At 58.7% G+C, this 17109-nt stretch carries 16 protein-coding genes; 13 read left to right on the forward strand and 3 right to left on the reverse strand.

The window, feature by feature from the left end; all coding sequences use genetic code 11:
* Positions 1–6: 6 nt before the first annotated feature.
* The 5 genes from WCX49_RS06085 (at position 7) to WCX49_RS06105 (ending at position 4863) form a co-directional block, all read left to right on the forward strand.
* Positions 7–858: a TIM barrel protein gene (locus tag WCX49_RS06085; protein WP_345986691.1), complete on the forward strand. Its 852-nt coding sequence runs from the start codon at positions 7–9 to the stop codon at positions 856–858.
* A complete protein-coding gene (locus WCX49_RS06090) occupies positions 855–1739 on the forward strand; it encodes a DMT family transporter (RefSeq protein ID WP_345986692.1) in 885 nt (294 codons plus the stop codon). Before WCX49_RS06085 ends, WCX49_RS06090 begins: the two co-directional genes overlap by 4 nt.
* 13 nt (positions 1740–1752) lie before the next feature.
* The gene (atzF, locus tag WCX49_RS06095; protein WP_345986693.1) at positions 1753–3084 is read left to right on the forward strand and encodes an allophanate hydrolase; all 1332 of its coding nucleotides are present in this window, start codon (positions 1753–1755) and stop codon (positions 3082–3084) included.
* A complete protein-coding gene (locus WCX49_RS06100; protein ID WP_345986694.1) occupies positions 3077–3475 on the forward strand; it encodes a hypothetical protein in 399 nt (132 codons plus the stop codon). The genes atzF and WCX49_RS06100 overlap by 8 nt, the downstream gene beginning before the upstream one ends.
* 173 nt (positions 3476–3648) lie before the next feature.
* Positions 3649–4863, forward strand: a complete 1215-nt coding sequence (locus WCX49_RS06105; protein ID WP_345986695.1) for a hypothetical protein — start codon at positions 3649–3651, stop codon at positions 4861–4863.
* 92 nt (positions 4864–4955) lie between these two features.
* Here WCX49_RS06105 and WCX49_RS06110 read toward each other — a convergent pair whose 3' ends face one another.
* Entirely contained in the window at positions 4956–5765 is an 810-nt protein-coding gene (locus tag WCX49_RS06110; protein WP_345986696.1) for a class III extradiol ring-cleavage dioxygenase, read from the reverse strand.
* A 207-nt stretch (positions 5766–5972) separates the two neighbouring features.
* On the opposite strand from WCX49_RS06110, the gene WCX49_RS06115 reads away from it, so the two are divergent.
* Entirely contained in the window at positions 5973–6845 is an 873-nt protein-coding gene (locus tag WCX49_RS06115; RefSeq protein ID WP_345986697.1) for a hypothetical protein, read from the forward strand.
* 2 nt (positions 6846–6847) lie between these two features.
* Here WCX49_RS06115 and tgt read toward each other — a convergent pair whose 3' ends face one another.
* Positions 6848–7969 carry a tRNA guanosine(34) transglycosylase Tgt gene (tgt, locus tag WCX49_RS06120; protein WP_345986698.1) on the reverse strand — a complete coding sequence of 374 codons (1122 nt, stop codon included), beginning with the start codon at positions 7967–7969 and terminating at the stop codon, positions 6848–6850.
* 185 nt (positions 7970–8154) lie between these two features.
* Between tgt and WCX49_RS06125 the strand changes: the two genes are divergently transcribed.
* The 7 genes from WCX49_RS06125 to mog all read left to right on the forward strand — a co-directional run bounded on the left by WCX49_RS06125 (position 8155) and on the right by mog (position 16662).
* Positions 8155–9558, forward strand: coding sequence for a TrkA C-terminal domain-containing protein (locus WCX49_RS06125; protein ID WP_345986699.1), 1404 nt, complete (start codon positions 8155–8157; stop codon positions 9556–9558).
* 74 nt (positions 9559–9632) lie between these two features.
* Positions 9633–10688 (forward strand): 3-dehydroquinate synthase, encoded by a 1056-nt coding sequence (gene aroB / locus WCX49_RS06130; protein ID WP_345986700.1) that lies wholly within the window; start codon positions 9633–9635, stop codon positions 10686–10688.
* Positions 10685–12760 (forward strand): mechanosensitive ion channel domain-containing protein, encoded by a 2076-nt coding sequence (locus WCX49_RS06135; protein WP_345986701.1) that lies wholly within the window; start codon positions 10685–10687, stop codon positions 12758–12760. Before aroB ends, WCX49_RS06135 begins: the two co-directional genes overlap by 4 nt.
* Complete coding sequence (mtaB, locus tag WCX49_RS06140; protein ID WP_345986702.1) at positions 12757–14004, forward strand: tRNA (N(6)-L-threonylcarbamoyladenosine(37)-C(2))-methylthiotransferase MtaB; 1248 nt, start codon at positions 12757–12759, stop codon at positions 14002–14004. The genes WCX49_RS06135 and mtaB overlap by 4 nt, the downstream gene beginning before the upstream one ends.
* Positions 13991–15628, forward strand: a complete 1638-nt coding sequence (locus WCX49_RS06145; RefSeq protein WP_345986703.1) for an AAA family ATPase — start codon at positions 13991–13993, stop codon at positions 15626–15628. Before mtaB ends, WCX49_RS06145 begins: the two co-directional genes overlap by 14 nt.
* Complete coding sequence (gene bioV, locus WCX49_RS06150; RefSeq protein ID WP_345986704.1) at positions 15615–16127, forward strand: pimelyl-ACP methyl ester esterase BioV; 513 nt, start codon at positions 15615–15617, stop codon at positions 16125–16127. The genes WCX49_RS06145 and bioV overlap by 14 nt, the downstream gene beginning before the upstream one ends.
* Position 16128: 1 nt before the next feature.
* On the forward strand, positions 16129–16662 hold the full coding sequence (mog, locus tag WCX49_RS06155; RefSeq protein WP_345986705.1) for a molybdopterin adenylyltransferase: 534 nt from the start codon (positions 16129–16131) through the stop codon (positions 16660–16662).
* A 63-nt stretch (positions 16663–16725) separates the two neighbouring features.
* On the opposite strand, the gene WCX49_RS06160 is transcribed toward mog, so the two are convergent.
* Positions 16726–17109: a hypothetical protein gene (locus WCX49_RS06160; RefSeq protein ID WP_345986706.1), complete on the reverse strand. Its 384-nt coding sequence runs from the start codon at positions 17107–17109 to the stop codon at positions 16726–16728.

Genomic DNA, 17109 nt, shown 5'->3' on the forward strand with positions numbered 1-17109 from the left:
AGGGCTATGAAACTACAGCTTTATAAAACCATGTGGGGGTTCGAAGGGGACTTCGAGACCGCCTGCGCCGAGGCCTCCGCGGCCGGCTTTGCCGGGATCGAAGGTCCCGCCCCCGAATCGGCGGAGCAGCGTGCCTACTGGAAGACGTGCCTGGAGCAGTATAACCTGCACTATATCGCCGAGGCGGTGACCGGCGGCGGTTATGTACCGCAGCGCGATCTCGGTGTCGAAGGGCACCTGGACGACCTGAACGCGATCCTCTCCCGCAGTGCAGAACTCTCCCCGCGTTTCGTCACCTGCATCGGCGGGCTGGACGCCTGGAGCGAAGCGGAAAGCCTGCGCTTTTTCAGCGAGGGGATGAAACTGGCGGAGCGGTACGGAGTGCAGATCAGTTTCGAGACCCACCGCAGCCGGAGTCTTTTCAACCCCTGGGTAACGCGGCGTATCGTCGAAGCGCTCCCGGAGATCGCACTCACGCTCGATATCAGCCACTGGTGCGTCGTCTGCGAACGGCAGATGGACAGCGAACCCGAAGTGATCAACGCGATCGTGCCGAACGTGATGCATATCCATGCCCGTGTCGGCTACGACCAGGGGCCGCAGGTACCGCATCCTGCGGCGCCCGAGTACGCCTATGCGCTCAAAGCGCACCAGGGGGTCTGGGAACAGGCCTGGGAGAGCCAGCGCCGCCGCGGTTTCGGATTCACAACGATGACGCCGGAGTTCGGCCCCGACGGTTACCTCCATATGCTCCCCTTTACCAAGGCACCGGTTGCCGACCTCTGGGAGATCAACCAGTGGATGGGCGAAACGGAACGCTTCTACTTTCAGCGTCATAAAATAAAGGCCGTGGCATGAGTTCACATCTTCCCGTCGTCGTACTGCTCGGCGCGTCGGTCCTTTGGGGGCTTACCTGGCTTCCGCTCAAACAGATCAACGGCATGGGCATCGACGGAATCGCCCTGACGATGGGTGCCTACGGCATCCTGGCGCTCCTGCTGACCCCGGTGCTCATGGCGCAGTTTGCGCAGTGGCGCGAACACAAGCGGGCCATGGGAATGATCCTGCTTTTCGGCGGGGGTGCGAACCTCGCGTTTACTTATGCCCTGATCAACGGCGAGGTGATCCGCGTGATGGTGCTTTTCTACCTGCTCCCCGTCTGGGGCGTGCTCGGCGGGAAGTTCTTCCTGCGCGAAGGCGTCGACCTCTGGCGCTGGCTCGGTGCCGCGCTGGCGGTGACGGGTGCCTTCGTCATTCTCGGCGGGTTTGATGCCCTCGGCGGTGCCCCGTCATGGATCGACCTGATCGCACTGCTCTCGGGCCTGCTCTTCGCGATGAACAACCTCGTCTTCCGTGCCGCGGCAGAAGTCCCGGTCGCATCGAAGATTACGGTGATGTTCTACGGCTGCCTGATCCTGGCCGGTGCACTGCTCGCCCTGGGCGTTGAAGAGCTTCCCTACGACGCGGACTCCGACGCATGGCTTGCCCTCGCGGCCTACGCCGTCCTGTGGCTGCTGCTGGCCAATATCGGGTCGCAGTGGGGCGTTTCGCATATGGAAGCGGGACGCTCCTCCATCATCATTATCATGGAGCTGATTACCGCCGTTATCTCCGCGACGCTCATTGCGGGCGAACGGATGGATGCCATGGAGATGATCGGCGGCGTGCTGATCCTTACGGCGGCGCTGATCGAGGCGCTGCGTACGAAAGAGGACGATCTCCCCGAGACGACGATATAAAAAGGAATACATTATGACGATCTCACAACTTTTCAACGACTATAAAAACGGTATAACGACCCCGCGCGACGTGATGGCGCAGATCCGTGCGCGGATCGAGGCGCACGCGGAAAACCCTATTTTTATCCATGCGCTGAGCGAGGCGGAGACCGAACCCTACCTCGAACGGCTTGAAGGGGTCAGCCCGGCATCACTGCCGCTCTACGGCATCCCTTTCGCGATCAAGGACAATATCGACCTCGCCGGTATCCCGACGACGGCCGCCTGTCCGGCCTACAGCTACGTTCCGGAAGCATCGGCTTTCGTTGTCGAACGGCTGATCGAAGCAGGGGCGATCCCCGTCGGAAAGACGAACCTTGACCAGTTCGCGACGGGGCTGGTCGGGACCCGTTCACCCTACGGAGCCTGCCGCAACAGCATAGATCCCGCCTACATCTCCGGCGGCTCCAGTTCGGGGAGCGCGATCAGCGTCGCCCTGGAGATGGCGGCCTTCTCACTGGGAACGGATACGGCGGGATCGGGACGCGTGCCGGCAGCCTTTAACAACCTCGTGGGGGTCAAGCCTTCCAAGGGGGTTCTGAGCACCTCCGGTGTCGTGCCGGCGTGCCGCAGCCTCGACTGCGTCTCCATCTTCGCCCTCAACACCGATGACGCCAAAGTTGTTTTTGACATCGCATGTGCCTTTGACGCCGAAGACCCCTACAGCCGCAAGATGCCGGCGACAGCGGATGCAGCGGAAAAAACGATGCGTTTTGCCGTGCCGCTGCCGTCCCAGCTGAAATTCTTCGGGGACACCGAGGCCGAAGCACTCTTCAACGCCGCGGTGACACGTTTTGAATCGATGGGGTATACGGCGATAGAAACCGATTTCTCGCCGATGCTCGATGCGGCGAACCTGCTCTATTCGGGCCCCTGGGTCGCCGAACGCTATATCGCGGCAAAGCAGATCATGGACGAGCAGCCCGAAGAGGTGCTCGATGTGACCCGTTCGATCATCGAGCAGGGCAGGGACAAGAGCGCGGTGGAGTACTTTGCCGCGGAGTACCGTCTCAAAGAGTATAAACGGCAGTCCGAACTGGCACTCGAGGGGGCAGATTTTGCGCTGACACCGACCACGGGAACCATCTACACCGTTGAAGCGCTCAATGCCGACCCGGTACAGCTGAACACGAACCTCGGCTACTACACCAACTTCATGAACCTGCTCGATTTTGCCGCCTACGCGGTACCGGCCGGGTTCCGCCCCAACGGGCTCCCCTTCGGCGTGACGCTCTTCGGCGATGCCTTTGAAGACCGCCGTCTGATGGAGATCGGTAAAGCGTACGTGGAGGTGTCCCGTGGCTGAGACGATCAAGATCGCCGTCTGCGGTGCGCACATGCGCGGGCTGCCGCTCAACCACCAGCTGACGGAGCTGGACGCGACCTTTGTAAGTGCAACGAAAACGGCTCCGGGGTACCGCCTCTACGACGTGCCCGAAAAGGTGCCGCCGCGTCCGGGAATGGTGCGCGACAGCACTGTGCAGAGTGCCGTGACACTGGAAGTCTGGTCGATGCCGCTGGAACACTTCGGCGCTTTTATGATCCAGATCGCTTCGCCGCTCTGTATCGGCACCGTACAGCTCGAAGACGGCAGCACCGTGTACGGGTTTCTGTGCGAGGCCGATGCGCTCAAGGGAGCCGAGGAGATCACCTCTTTCGGCGGCTGGCGGGAGTACCTCGCTTCGAAGCAGGGCTGAAGCACCTTCCCGGCAGAAAAGAAAACCAACTTTTTGGAGGTGGAAAAAATGAGATGAACAGAATTTATCCTATATATGATTAAAAAATAAACAATTAGTCGGTTTAAAAATGTTAAACCGTTGGTAAAGTACTAAAGACATAAAGCAAGTCTATCTATCGATAAGGAAACATAATGAAAATGACAAAAATGAGTTTGATGGCAGCACTGCTCCTGGGAAGCAGCGCTTTCGCATTTGACAACACGGAAGTCGGCGGTGATGCCCGTTTCTTCTACTCTACATTTGACGGTCACGGTGCCGACCTTTTCGGCAAAGAAACCAGCACAGCCGATTTCGGTGCACGCCTGAGCATTACAACAGATATCGATGAGATCCTCTCCGCAGGCGTCACAGGTTATGCCGTCAGTACGCTTGGCCTTGATAAAGAGATCGCCAACAACGTATGGTCCGGTGCACATGTTGATAATGCGACGGGTGATTTCTACACGACGACCGGCTGGATCGGCGAGGCGTGGCTCTCCGCCAAACTGGGTAACACCGTTGCGAAAGCGGGACGCATGGAACTCGATACGCCGCTGCTCTTTACCGAAACGTGGGGCATTACAGCGAACAACTTTGAAGCGGCAACGATCACCAATACGGATATCCCGGGTACGACACTTGTCGGTGCATGGGTTGCAACCGGAAACGGCTACTCCCAGTTCCTGCTGACGGATACAAAAGGTAAATTCTCAACCATCGGCGACCAGGGTGCAATCGCAGTCGGTGCGATCAACAACTCCTTCGAGCCGCTGACGGCACAGGCGTGGTACTACGAACTGCCTGATACGGCAACAGCATACTGGCTCGAAGCTGACCTCTCCATGGCCGGTGTCGTTGCAGGTCTGCAGTATACGGCGATCAATCCGAACGAACTGATCTCTACGGCTGATGACTCTACGGCGTTTGCTGCGAAACTGGGTTACGAAGGTGTCGAGAACCTCGGTCTTTATGCTTCTTACTCCACAACGGATAAAGACGGCGATATGTATATCGGCAACATCGCAACCATGCCTGGCGAAGGCTGGGGTATGCAGTCCAAGCTCTACACGGAAGCATGGTGGAACTTCGGTTACGTCGGTCTGCCGGGTACGGACGCCTACAACGTGACGGCGACTTACAGCATTCCTGAAATGGCTGATCTCGGACTCTTCTACACGAACATCGACACTGATGGCGGTGCGGGTCTGACCTATTTCAAAAACACGGTAAGCGAAGTGACTTTCACTGCTGCCAAATCGTTCGGCAAGCTTGATGCACTCTTCGCCTATATCTATGCGGACGATGATGCTATCAACGACGGCGACGCCTACAACACGCTGCAGCTCTACCTCGTCTACAACTTCTAATTGAAGTGACAGACGCGCGCAGCGCGCGGCACATCTCCTTTACGCCCGGGGGCCTTCATTCTCCTCCTCCGGGCGTCCTCGCACACTTTTTTTCAAGACCATAGAAACATCGCCGAATCGACCCCGAGGATTTCCGCTTCGTAAACGGTATCGCAGGCACGCCCAGTCGCCCCGTAACAGACATGCAGCGGCAGCAGGTGCTCTGCACGCGGGTGGCAATAGCGGGCGTAGGGGGCATGCTCCCAGTTGATGAGACGTTCTGTGCGTTCGCTCTCAATGAGTTCAGGGTCCGAACAGGTTTTGATGAGCCAGTGCTTGAAGGCGTCGTTCTTTTCGGTACGCTCCTGCGACGGCGTAAAGAACGCCTTCATGTTGTGGAACGAGAAGCCGGAGCCGACTACCAGGATATTGTCCCGTGACAGCGATGCCAGCGCCTTGCCCATGTGCAGATGCGCGGCCGGGTCCAGCCCTTTGACGAGCGAGATCTGTATGCAGGGGATATCCGCATCGGGGTACATGATCTTTAGGGGCACAAAGAGACCGTGGTCGAAACCGCGGTCGTCATCCAGTATCGACGCGATCCCCTGCTGCTGGAGGCACCAGTGCACCTCATCCGCCAGGGCCGGCATCCCGGGGGCGGGGTAGGTGATCTCGTAGGATTCGTCGGGGAAGCCGTAATAGTCATAGATGAGGTCGGGGGTGCTTCCGTGCGTGATTGTCGGCGTTACCGTCTCCCAGTGGGCACTGACGACGATGATGGCCGAGGGCTTCGGGATCGATGCCGCGACCCGTTTCAGGGCAACGACCATTTCATCATGACTTTTGTCTCCCAGCAGCGGCAGCGGACCGCCGCCGTGCGAGAGGTAAAGGACACGCAATTTGCCTGGGTCTTTCGGTGCCATAGGACGCTCCTTGCCTTGGAACTGTGTGATTTCATTATAGCGCGGCTGTAACTGCCGTTGTTTAACTGCAGAGACTAGCATCGGCTGTTCAGTCGCTGTTTAACCGCGAAGATGCATAATGAAACATTATCGTGTGAAAAGGGGAACAACGCCGCCCGGCCGCGTGCCGGAAGACGCAGCAGAGACAGGCAGCCGCAAGGAGGTCGCATGAAACGCATTGTGAACCAGTTCCGTCAGAATCGCCATGCGATCGAGATGTTTTTGCGCAACAGGGTTGAGGATGACCGTTTCAATTTTGAAGACGAAGCGGGGATACACCAGGTCTTCAGCCACCTTCCTTTCCTGCAGATGATCTACCTCATCGGGCCCGATCTGAAGCAGACAAGCCCGAACTACTACAGAAGGGGGATGGACACATCGCGGGTCGGGACGGACAAGAGCCACTATTTCACCAATTTCAGCCTGGAGAACTTCAGCTGCTATATGACCAACCCCTATATTCACCATCTCACGGGCGATTCCAGCGTGACGCTCGTGACCTCCGACGGGGAGGGCGGATTCGTCGTCTTCGACTTCAACCTGCTCAAGCTGCTCGAAGCGCTGCGTCTGATCGAGCACAACTCCCGGTTCGAACGTTTCAAACTGATCGTGTATGCCTTGGGGGGCACCACCCTGGTTGCCGTCTCGCTTTTCCTGATTCTCTATGGTGCGTATACGTTCGCGTATGTCTTCTTCCACACCGCCGACGCCATGCTGCACGAAGTCTTCAAGGCCATTATCGCCATTACACTGGGGATGGCCATCTTCGACCTGGCCAAAACGATCCTGGAGAACGAAGTGATGTACAAGAATGCCGGGCGGCAGCGCGAGGGGCAGTATACGCTGCTGGGGAAGTTCCTCGTCTCCATTATTATCGCGCTTTCGATCGAGTCGCTGATGGTCGTATTCAAGATCACGCTGGGGGATTATACGGGGATGGGGTACGGCTTCATGCTCCTGCTCGGCGTCACGCTGATGATCGTGGGGTTGGGGTGGTTCGATTACCTGACGCATCATAAACCGTCAGGCGGGGAGGAGTGAGTTCAGCCCTCGCGTTTGCGGTAGAACTTGGCTTTGAAGTCGCTCCAGCGCTCTTCCAGAATCGCTTCGCGCGCCTCGCGCATCAGGTTGAGGTAGTAGTGGAGATTGTGGATGGAGGCGAGCCGGAAGTAGGTGAGTTCCTTCGCACGGTAGAGGTGGTTCAGGTAGGCGCGGCTGTAGCGGCGGCAGGTGTAGCAGTCGCATTCGGGATCCACAGGTGCCTCGTCAAGCTTGTAGCGTGCCGCCTTGATGTTGATCTTCCCGAAGCTGGTGAAGAGCGTCGCGTTGCGGGCATTGCGCGTCGGCATGACGCAGTCGAACATGTCGACGCCGCGGTCGATGTTTTCGATCAGGTCCTCGGGGGTGCCGACGCCCATGAGGTAGCGGGGCTTGTCTGTCGGCATATACTGGACGGTATGGGCGACGGTGTCGTACATATCCTCGTTCGCTTCCCCGACGGAGAGTCCGCCGATGGCGAAGCCGTCGTAGTCGAGGGCGCAGAGTTCGGTCGCGGATTTGGCGCGGAACTCCTTGTCGATCCCGCCCTGGATGATGGCGAAGATGTTCTGATCGACGCCGATGCCTTCTTTCTGTTTTCGGCGGTGGTAGTCGATGGACTGCTGCGCCCACTGGGTCGTACGGTCGATGGAGAGGGCGATGCGTTCGCGCGTGGCGGGCAGGGCGACGAGGTCATCGAGGATCATCATGATGTCGCTGCCGAGGTTGTACTGGATGTCCAGCACCTTTTCGGGGGTGAAGTAGTGCTTGGAGCCGTCGATGTGGCTGCGGAACTCGATGCCGTTTTCATCGGCCTTGGAGATGTCACTGAGACTGAAGGCCTGGAAACCGCCGCTGTCGGTCAGAAAGCTGTTCGGGTAGGTCGTGAACTTGTGCAGCCCGCCGAGTTTGGCGACGCTTTCGTCTCCCGGGCGCAGGTACATGTGGTAGGTGTTGGCGAGGATGATCTTGGCGCCTAATAGTTCGGCCATATCCTGCATGTCGAGCGCTTTGACGCTGCCGACCGTCCCTACGGGCATGAAGACCGGGGTCTGGATGGTGGAGTGGGCCGTTTCAATGGTGGCGGCGCGCGCGTTGCCGCTGGTCGCTTCGAGGGTAAATGTCATGGGCTTCTCTGTGGAAATTAGGTGCGGAATTGTAACGCAACGCCCCTAAACACGCAGTTATGCTACAATGTCTGCCGATAATTTAAAGGGCACGCCGCGCTCCATCCGGGCGACGCCCTTCCACCGCTGAAGAAAGAAGGTATTCGCACGGCCCGGGCATCCGCCCCGCGCCGTGACACAGGACCATGAAAAAAATTCTCATCATCACGGATTGCACGATCGGCGAGCATCTCGTCGAGCGGGCCATCGAAGCGTACTCCAAAGACAACCTCTACTACGTCATCCAGATGAAGGATCGCAAGTACGAGAAGGCCGGTCCGGACCGCTTCAAGTTCTTCACCTTCGACCCGACAAGCCGCTACAAGCTCAGCAACGTGCTGAAGATGGACTTCGTGCAGATCATGCTGGTGATGAGCAGCCGCCTGGACGCCGTCAACACCCTGGAGAACATCCGGTCGGAGAAACCGTCGGTGCGCGTCATTATGCTGGACCAGTGGGACCTCAAGATCGACGACCCGAATACCCTGACCATCGACGTCAACGACCAGCTCTCCGCCCGCCTCATCGACTACCTCCCCAACGTCCCCGTGATCGCGCAGAATGTCGGCATGGGGGAGGGCGAGGTGATGGAAGTGCTGGTCCCCTTCGGCAGCGCCTACGTCTACCGCCATGTCGGGGCGATCGAGCAGTCGCAATGGCGCATCGCCGGCATCTACCGTGACCAGCGTCTCATCCTGCCCACGGAACGGACGCTGATCCACCCTAACGACCTGCTGCTGCTTGTCGGCGAACCGGACGTCCTCATCTCCATCTACCGGTCGTTCAAACGGGAACTCGGACACTTCCCGGCACCCTACGGCAGCACCATCTACCTCTATATTGACATGGATGTCGACCGGGCCGAGGATATTATCCCGATGCTGCGCAAAACGATCTATGTCCAGGAGCGTCTCCGCCGCAAGCTCTACATCCGTGTCACCAACCCCGGCGACCTGGATGTGCTGCGCGAGATCAAGCAGCTGCGCTCGCCCGAGGTAGAGGTGATGATCGATTACGACCGCCGGGGAGAAGCCTACCTTCTCAGCAACGACAAACGCCATATCCATGCCGGGTTCATTGTCGTTTCGCGCAAGCTCTTCGGCATCGATGCCGTGCGCAAAGTGCTCTACGACCTCAAGGTCCCGGTGCTGAAGATGGCATCGGGGCAGATGCACAACGTCAAGCGAGCCGTTATGCTCCTCTCCGAATCCGAGGATGTCGAGAAGATCACGACGACGATGTTCGATATGGCGTCGCAAATGGAGTGGATGATCGAGCTGCTGGAGTACCAGCAGGACGAGAATGACTTCAAGGAGCAGGTGGAGCAGTACTACCAGAACCTCTCGGCGATCTTCTCGCAGTCTGTCTCCATCCGAAAAAGCACGGACAACCCCTTGCGCATCCTCAAAAAAGAGGACCGCTTCGTGCAGTGTATCCCCTTTTCCGAGACCGTCATGCAGCGGCCGGTCCTCTCTCTTTTCTCCACGGATTTGCAAGGACTCTCGTTTCACCTGGACCATTTCCACCAGCTTTTCATCCCGGTCCTCTAGGAAGCGCGCCGCTTCAAGATGGGTATAAGCCTCATTTAAGTATTATAAGTCACTAATTTTTTTTCGGATAGAGAATGACCGTAGATATCGATCTCAAAAAGACTATTGACACCTCCTACAAGATCTTCATCGACGCGCTCCCGGCGCTCACCTTTGACAAAAAAGTCGCCGTCGTCACGAACCCGACGGTCTCCGGGCTGCACCTGGAGTACCTGCTCGAACGCCTCGTCGCACCGGCGGTGGAAGTGATCACGCTTCCCGACGGGGAGCAGTACAAGAACTGGGAGAGCATCGAGACGGTGCTCGGCGCCCTTTTCGAGGCGCGCTTCAACCGCAGTTCCGTCCTCATCGCCTTCGGCGGCGGCGTCATCGGCGATATGACCGGGTTCGCGGCCAGCATCTTCCAGCGCGGCATCGATTTTATCCAGATCCCGACGACGCTGCTCTCACAGGTCGATGCCAGCGTCGGCGGCAAGACCGGGATCAACAACCGTTATGGCAAGAACCTCGTCGGCGCCTTCCACCAGCCCATCGCCGTCTACGCGGACCCGCATTTCCTGAAAACCCTCCCGCCGCGTGAATTCGCCGCGGGCGTCGCGGAGATCGTCAAGATGGCGGTCACCTTCGATGCGGAGTTTTTCGCATGGCTGGAGAGTGCAGATCTCTCCCAGCCCGATCAACTCGCCGAGGCGGTGGCACGTTCGGTCCAGACGAAGGCGTCCGTGGTCGCCCAGGACGAAAAAGAGCGTGGGCTGCGCGCGGCGCTGAACTACGGGCACACCTTCGGCCACGTGATCGAGAACGAAACGAACTATACGACCTACCTGCACGGCGAGACGGTCGCCATCGGCATGGTGATGGCCAACCGTCTGGCGGTTGAACTGGAACTGATGGACGCCGTTGAAGCGGAACGGGTCGAGCGGCTGCTGCAGCGCTATGATCTGCCGGTCCGGTATGCCATCGCCGACGTCGAGGCGTTCTACGAAGCGTTCTTCCTCGACAAAAAAAGCGGTGACAACAGTATCACTTTCATTCTCCCGCACCACCTCGGCGGCGTCGTGATGCCCAACGATATTGACCGCGACACGGTGCTGAAAATCCTGCGCGGCTTTGCGGGGGATGCCCAATGATCAAACGCATCGCCGGAACGCTTTTATTTACGGCAACACTGCTGCTCGGTGCACCGGCTGCGTCGGCGGCAGATGCACCGGTGCAGAAAGCTTCGAAACATCAGACGGCCGTATCCTGGAACAGCGCCGTTGACGCGTATGCGCTCCGCCATGTCCTGCAGGAGCGTCTGGCGCAGATCGATGTAGCGCTGCAGAACCCCGAGGCTGCGGGCAAGGCCGATGCCCTCCGCCGCCTGGAGCGCGAACGCGAACGCCTGAAGACGGAACTGGGGCGTATCAATGCCGCCGCGGTGGCTGTCGTCGAATACTATGTCCAGCCCACGGGCGAACAGCTCTCCATCCATACCGACATGTACCGACGGTATGAATCGAAAGCTGCCGAACTGGAAACGCTCAAATCCGACCTTCAGATAAAGCAGAAAAGCCTCAACGCCCTCCTGGGTACGGCACGGGACACCGCCGAGGTGCAGCAGTCCCTCAAGGTGACCACCTTCGCCCTGGAGACGCTCAGTCGCATCCAGCAGCGCATTGCCCACCTTTCCGATGCACGCCTGACCCGCGTCAACGACCTGCGGAAGCAGGAGTCCGAGTTAAAAGACGAACTGGACAAAAGCAATATCTGGCAGAAAAGCTATACGGCCTACCTGACCTACCAGGACGTCAAGAAAGATCTGGCGGCGCTGCAGGAGCAGATCGATGCCATCGACCGTTCCGACGATGCCGATGCCAAGATGGAGCAGCGCGACGCCCTGCTGGCGAAACAGAAGATCATGAGCGACCAGCTCTCCCTGCTGCAGTCGCACTCCGCCTCCCCGTTTGCAGACCTGCTCAAACCCGAAGAGATCGAGGCCGCACCTGAGATCAGCAACCCCATCGATATTTTTGCCGGGGTCTCCTACAACAAGAAGGTGCGCGAACAGCTCAATGAGTACATCAAGCGCGGCGACGAGCTCAAGCGCTACCTGCGGCTTCTGCTGGACGAACGCCAGCTTCTGATGAGCCTGGCCGACGTCGACAGCGAAGAGGACTACGTCAAGAAGATCGCCAGCCTTGACTCCATGACGGACAAATACCAGACCGCCTACTCGACGCTGCAGGATACGGCGGACGTTTACGCCAAGCGCGTCGAGGAGATCGAGCTCAAGATCAACAAGGCGATCGAGGAGCAGCTCTTCAAGCTGGCCAATATCGGCGGGATCATCCTCTTCCTGCTCATCATCTTCTTCATCATGAAGCAGATCGCGAAGAAGTACATCAGCGACAACGAACGTTTCTATATGGCGAACAAGGTCATCACCTTCGCCAATGTCTCGCTGATCCTGCTGGTCCTGCTTTTCAACTATATCGAGAACGTCAGCTACGTCGTCACCGTACTCGGGTTTGCTTCCGCCGGTATCGCCATTGCGATGAAGGACTGGTTCATGAGTATGCTCGGATGGCTCGTCATCGTCTTCGGCGGCTCCATTCACGTCGGTGACCGGGTCCGTGTCGACAAAGACGGCAAGCAGTATGTCGGAGACGTCCTGGATATTTCGCTCCTGCGGATCACGATCCTCGAGGACATTACGCTCACAACCTATATGCACAACCGCCGCGCGGGCCGGGTCATTTTTATCCCGAACAACTACATCTTCACGGAGATGATCGCAAACTACACCCACGTCTCGCTCAAGACGGTCTGGGACGGTATCGACATCACCGTCACTTTCGACTCGAACCACAAGAAGGCGCAGCTTATCGCCAAAGAGATTACGCGTAAATTCGCCAAAGGGTATACGGACATCACCCGCAACCAGCTCAACAAGCTGCGCAGCCGCTACAACCTGAAAAATACGAACGTCGAGCCGCGTATCTACGCTTTCGCGGAGGAGAACGGCATACGCATCAGCGCCTGGTACCTCACCAACGCCTACGCGACCCTGACGCTGCGCAGTACGATCTCCATGGAGATCCTCGATGCCTACGGCAAAGAAGAGGACATTACCATCGCCTACCCGACACAGCGTCTGCGTCTGCAGAACGAACCGCTGCCGCAGCCGAGATCCCTGCCGGAAGAGGGCGAGCCGGTATGAAGCCCAAAGTCTACTTCAAAACCTTCGGCTGCCGTACCAACGTCTTCGATACGCAGGTGATGATGGGACGGCTGCGTGACTTCGAAGTGACGGAGGATGAATCGGCGGCGGATATCGTCGTCGTCAACTCCTGTACGGTCACCAACGGGGCCGATACGGGCGTGCGGGGCTACATCAACGCCCAGGAGCGTGCGGGGCGGACCGTCATGCTGACGGGGTGCGGGGCGCATACCAAGGGTGAATCCCTCTTCGAAAAAGGGAAGGTCCAGGGCGTCTTCGGGCAGTCCGAGAAGGCGAAGATCAACGAACTGCTGCAGCGCAAGACCCGCTTCTACGAACTGGGCGACCTGGAGTTTATCGACAACAACGTCGTCGAGCAGTTCGTCGGCAAAAGCCGCGCCTTCATCAAGATCCAGGAGGGGTGCAGCTTCCGCTGCAGCTACTGCATCATCCCCTTTGTACGCGGCGATGCGCGCAGCGTCGACGAGCAGGTAATTCTGGAACAGGTTGCCAAGCTGGCCGCGAACGGTTTCGGCGAGTTCATCCTGACGGGGACGAACATCGGCAGCTACGGTCAGGGTGAGAACCGCTCCATCGCGACCCTGCTGCAGAAGATGAGCCTCATCCGCGGCGTACGCCGTATCCGCCTGGGGTCGCTCGAACCGGTGCAGATCACCGACGCGTTCAAGGAGCTCCTGGACGAGCCGTGGCTGGAACGCCACCTCCACATCGCCCTGCAGCACACTTCGAAAGAGATGCTCAAACTGATGAACCGCCGCAACAAGTTCGACGAGGACCTGAAGCTCTTTTCCGAGCTGGCCGCGAAGGGCTTCGCGCTGGGCACGGACTTTATCGTCGGGCACCCCGGCGAGACGCAGGAACGTTGGGACGAGGCGTGGAGACACCTGCAGCAGCTGCCGCTGACGCACGTGCACGCCTTTACCTACTCCAAGCGCGACGGCACGCCCTCGGCGACGATGAAACCCGAGATCAGCGGGGCCGTCGCCAAAGAGCGGCTCGCACAACTGACGGCCCTGGTGGACGCCAACAACCTTGCGTTCCGGCGCAATCACTGCACGGACCTGGACGTGCTCGTCGAGTCCGTGACGGAAGAGGGGCGCTACCAGGGATACGACCAGTATTACAACAAGATTCTCATCGACAGTGAGGCCGATCTCGTGGGTAACTGGATCCGGATCGAATCCGCCACGGCCGAAGAGGAGTACAATCATGCAGTCGTCTGACAAAGCAAAGTGGATCATCGCCGCCTCGGCGGTGCTGCTTATCGCGCTGACCCTTTTTGCGTTTTTGCGCGATACCACCAAACCGATCAGCCGTGACCAGCTCAACACGCTGATCGCCTCGGGCGATCTGAAGCAGGTCGTTGAGCGGGAAAGTTCCTACCTGCTGCGCAGCGCCGAGGGGCGCTTCAGCATCATCAAGTCCCAGGTGCCTGCCGGAACTTTCGATGCCTACGTCGTCAAAACGGAGGAGGGCGGTGCCGTTGTCATCGCCATTCTGAGCCTCATCATTATTTTGGGGGCGGCGTCGCTGCTATTGCGCTACTGGATGAAGCACCGCCGACTGCCGGGTGCACCGGTCAAGTCGGCACAGGGGGCGCCGGAACAGACTTACCGCGTCCAGCCGGTCGTCTCCGACGTGACGTTCAGCGACATCGGCGGCATCAGCGACGTCAAGGAGGAGCTTGAGGAGATCATCGACTTCCTCAAGAATCCCCAGCGCTACCGCAGTTTCGGGGCGCGTCTGCCCAAGGGCGTCCTGCTGGTCGGCCCTCCGGGTGTCGGTAAGACGATGATCGCCAAGGCGGTTGCCGCCGAGGCGAATGCGCCCTTTTACTACCAGAGTGCCTCCTCCTTCGTACACATCTATGTCGGGATGGGGGCCAAACGGGTCAGTGAGCTCTTCCGTGCCGCCGCGTCCAACGCCCCGGCCATCATCTTTATCGACGAAATCGATGCCGTCGGCAAGGTGCGCGACGGCGGCAGCAACGAGGAGCGCGAAGCGACCCTGAACCAGCTGCTCACCGAGATGGACGGTTTTACGGATTCCAGCGGCATCATCGTTATCGCCGCAACGAACAAGATCGAGGTGCTCGACCCGGCACTCTTGCGCGCGGGCCGCTTCGACCGCCGTATCTTCGTCGATCTTCCGACACCGGCCGAGCGCGAGGCGATCATCGCCAAATACCTCGAGAAGATCCCCCACAGCGTCGATGCAAAAGCGATCGCGGAGATCACCGTCGGTTTCAACGGCGCGGCACTGGCGGCACTGGTGAACGAAGCGGCATTGCACTCCCTGCGCCACCGCCAGATCCACGTCCGCATGGAGGATATCCTGGCCGTCAAGGACAAGGTCGCCTACGGCAAGAAGCGCCTGCCGATTCTCAACGATGAGCAGAAAGAGTGCCGGGCGACCTACCTTGCCGCCAAAGCCGTCGCCGCCACCTGGTTCGACCTTCCTTTCGAGAAAGTCATGCTGGGGAGCGAGAGCATCCGTCCGGCGCTCTCCGAACCGCTGATGCGCCACGAGATCGAGTCGCACGTCCGTATGCTGCTCGCCGGCAAGATCATGTGCGACATCCGCTACCGCGAACACACCTCCAGTGCAAAGGACGACATCAACGCCGCACTGACGCTGGCCAAAGCGATGCTCTTCGAGTACGGCATGGGCGATTCGCTCCTGCCGCCGCAGGAGGCGCTGCCGCAGATGCTTGAACGCCTCGAGACGGAGACGCGGGCACTGCTGGAGGGGAAAACGGCCCTGGTGGACGGGATCGTCGATGTGCTGTTAGAGCGCGAAAGCATCTCCAAAGAGGAGATCAAAGCCCGGATCGATGCGGTTTTATAGCGGTTTCTGTCTCAAAGACGAATCGGCCTTCTTCACGCCGTGGCTGCTGCAAAACGACTTCACGGTTGCGGGGTTCAGCTACGGGGCCATCAAGGCGCTCTATGATGTGCTGCAGAGCGACCGGCGCATCGACACGCTGCAGCTCTTTTCGCCGGCGTACTTCTGCAACAAGCCCGACAGCTTCAAGCGGCTGCAGATGAAAGGGTACAAACGCGACAGCGCGGCGTACCGCGCGCGTTTTATCGAGAGCTGTTTCGCACCGTATCCTGTCAGGGACGTCACGGTCTACGACGAGGGCGAAGAGGCGCTCGAAGAGCTGCTGGGTTACCCCTGGCCCGAAAAGCTGCTGCGGGAGCTGAACGAACGGGGCGTCAGGATCGAAGTCTACCTCGGCGGCAAAGATGCCGTTATCGATGCCGAAGCGGCGCGGGCGTTTTTCAAACCCTATGCCACTATATACTATTTTAAAGAGTACAACCACTTTTTGCAAGGAGCATAATATGAGCAATATCAAAATCGGTGTCATCACCGCCTCCGACCGCGCCAGCGCGGGTATCTACGAAGATATCTCCGGCATGGCGATCCAGGAGACGATGACGGCATACCTTACAAGCAGTTTCGAGATCGAGTACCGCTGTATCCCCGACGAGCAGGAGACGATCGAAGCGACGATGAAAGAGCTCTGCGACGAAGCGGGCTGCTGCCTCGTCGTCACGACGGGCGGCACGGGCCCTGCACCGCGTGACGTCACGCCGGAAGCGACCGAAAACGTCTGCGACAAGATGATGCCGGGCTTCGGCGAGCTGATGCGCCAGGTGAGCCTGCAGTACGTCCCGACGGCGATCCTGTCGCGCCAGACGGCGGGCATCCGCGGCAAGTCGCTCATCATCAACCTCCCGGGCAAACCGAAGTCCATCCGCGAGTGCCTCGATGCCGTCTTCCCGGCCGTGCCGTACTGCATCGACCTGATCGGCGGCCCTTACCTCGTCACGGACGAGAGCGTCATCAAGGCCTTCCGCCCTAAGGCGAAATAGACGCGGAGAGCCTCCGGTACATTCCTGGCATTTGGAGAACGGTAGTACCTTGGAAGGAATTAGTTAGGCATAGTATCTAATGACTACCGTCACCAGCATACCCAATAGGAATGATGAAAAGGTTATTATGAGCCTAAAACCCACCATTGGTGTAAACAGGTTCTCCGGTCTGAGCATATGCGAAATTGCGGCATCAACTTTACCGACCAGATAACCGGATGAGAATAGTGCAATGACGGATGCGTACTCTGCAAACTCGGCTTTTTGTCCTGCGCTATAAGGGGTGAGAAAAATCCCGACCACCCAGCCAATTGCACCGCCGAGAATCACCAGCCCAAGATTGATGGGCACGTCTGACGGTTCTTTCTTGACCCTGGTCGATAGCCAGCCTATCAGTGCATATACAGACAAGATCACTATACCGCTCATTATTAATTTGATGTTCAT

The organism is Sulfurimonas sp. HSL-1656, assembly GCF_039645585.1.
Classification (GTDB): Bacteria; Campylobacterota; Campylobacteria; order Campylobacterales; family Sulfurimonadaceae; genus Thiomicrolovo; species Thiomicrolovo subterrani.

What these genes read in the sequence shown, in the direction of transcription:
- atzF (WP_345986693.1), top strand. Translation starts at nt 1,753, where the DNA reads ATGACGATCTCACAACTTTTCAACGACTATAAAAACGGTATAACGACC.
- WCX49_RS06110 (WP_345986696.1), bottom strand. Translation starts at nt 5,765, where the DNA reads ATGGCACCGAAAGACCCAGGCAAATTGCGTGTCCTTTACCTCTCGCAC.
- WCX49_RS06085 (WP_345986691.1), top strand. Translation starts at nt 7, where the DNA reads ATGAAACTACAGCTTTATAAAACCATGTGGGGGTTCGAAGGGGACTTC.
- mtaB (WP_345986702.1), top strand. Translation starts at nt 12,757, where the DNA reads ATGAAGCCCAAAGTCTACTTCAAAACCTTCGGCTGCCGTACCAACGTC.
- WCX49_RS06145 (WP_345986703.1), top strand. Translation starts at nt 13,991, where the DNA reads ATGCAGTCGTCTGACAAAGCAAAGTGGATCATCGCCGCCTCGGCGGTG.
- WCX49_RS06115 (WP_345986697.1), top strand. Translation starts at nt 5,973, where the DNA reads ATGAAACGCATTGTGAACCAGTTCCGTCAGAATCGCCATGCGATCGAG.
- WCX49_RS06090 (WP_345986692.1), top strand. Translation starts at nt 855, where the DNA reads ATGAGTTCACATCTTCCCGTCGTCGTACTGCTCGGCGCGTCGGTCCTT.
- mog (WP_345986705.1), top strand. Translation starts at nt 16,129, where the DNA reads ATGAGCAATATCAAAATCGGTGTCATCACCGCCTCCGACCGCGCCAGC.
- WCX49_RS06135 (WP_345986701.1), top strand. Translation starts at nt 10,685, where the DNA reads ATGATCAAACGCATCGCCGGAACGCTTTTATTTACGGCAACACTGCTG.
- tgt (WP_345986698.1), bottom strand. Translation starts at nt 7,969, where the DNA reads ATGACATTTACCCTCGAAGCGACCAGCGGCAACGCGCGCGCCGCCACC.
- WCX49_RS06125 (WP_345986699.1), top strand. Translation starts at nt 8,155, where the DNA reads ATGAAAAAAATTCTCATCATCACGGATTGCACGATCGGCGAGCATCTC.
- aroB (WP_345986700.1), top strand. Translation starts at nt 9,633, where the DNA reads ATGACCGTAGATATCGATCTCAAAAAGACTATTGACACCTCCTACAAG.
- WCX49_RS06105 (WP_345986695.1), top strand. Translation starts at nt 3,649, where the DNA reads ATGAAAATGACAAAAATGAGTTTGATGGCAGCACTGCTCCTGGGAAGC.
- bioV (WP_345986704.1), top strand. Translation starts at nt 15,615, where the DNA reads ATGCGGTTTTATAGCGGTTTCTGTCTCAAAGACGAATCGGCCTTCTTC.
- WCX49_RS06160 (WP_345986706.1), bottom strand. Translation starts at nt 17,109, where the DNA reads ATGAACATCAAATTAATAATGAGCGGTATAGTGATCTTGTCTGTATAT.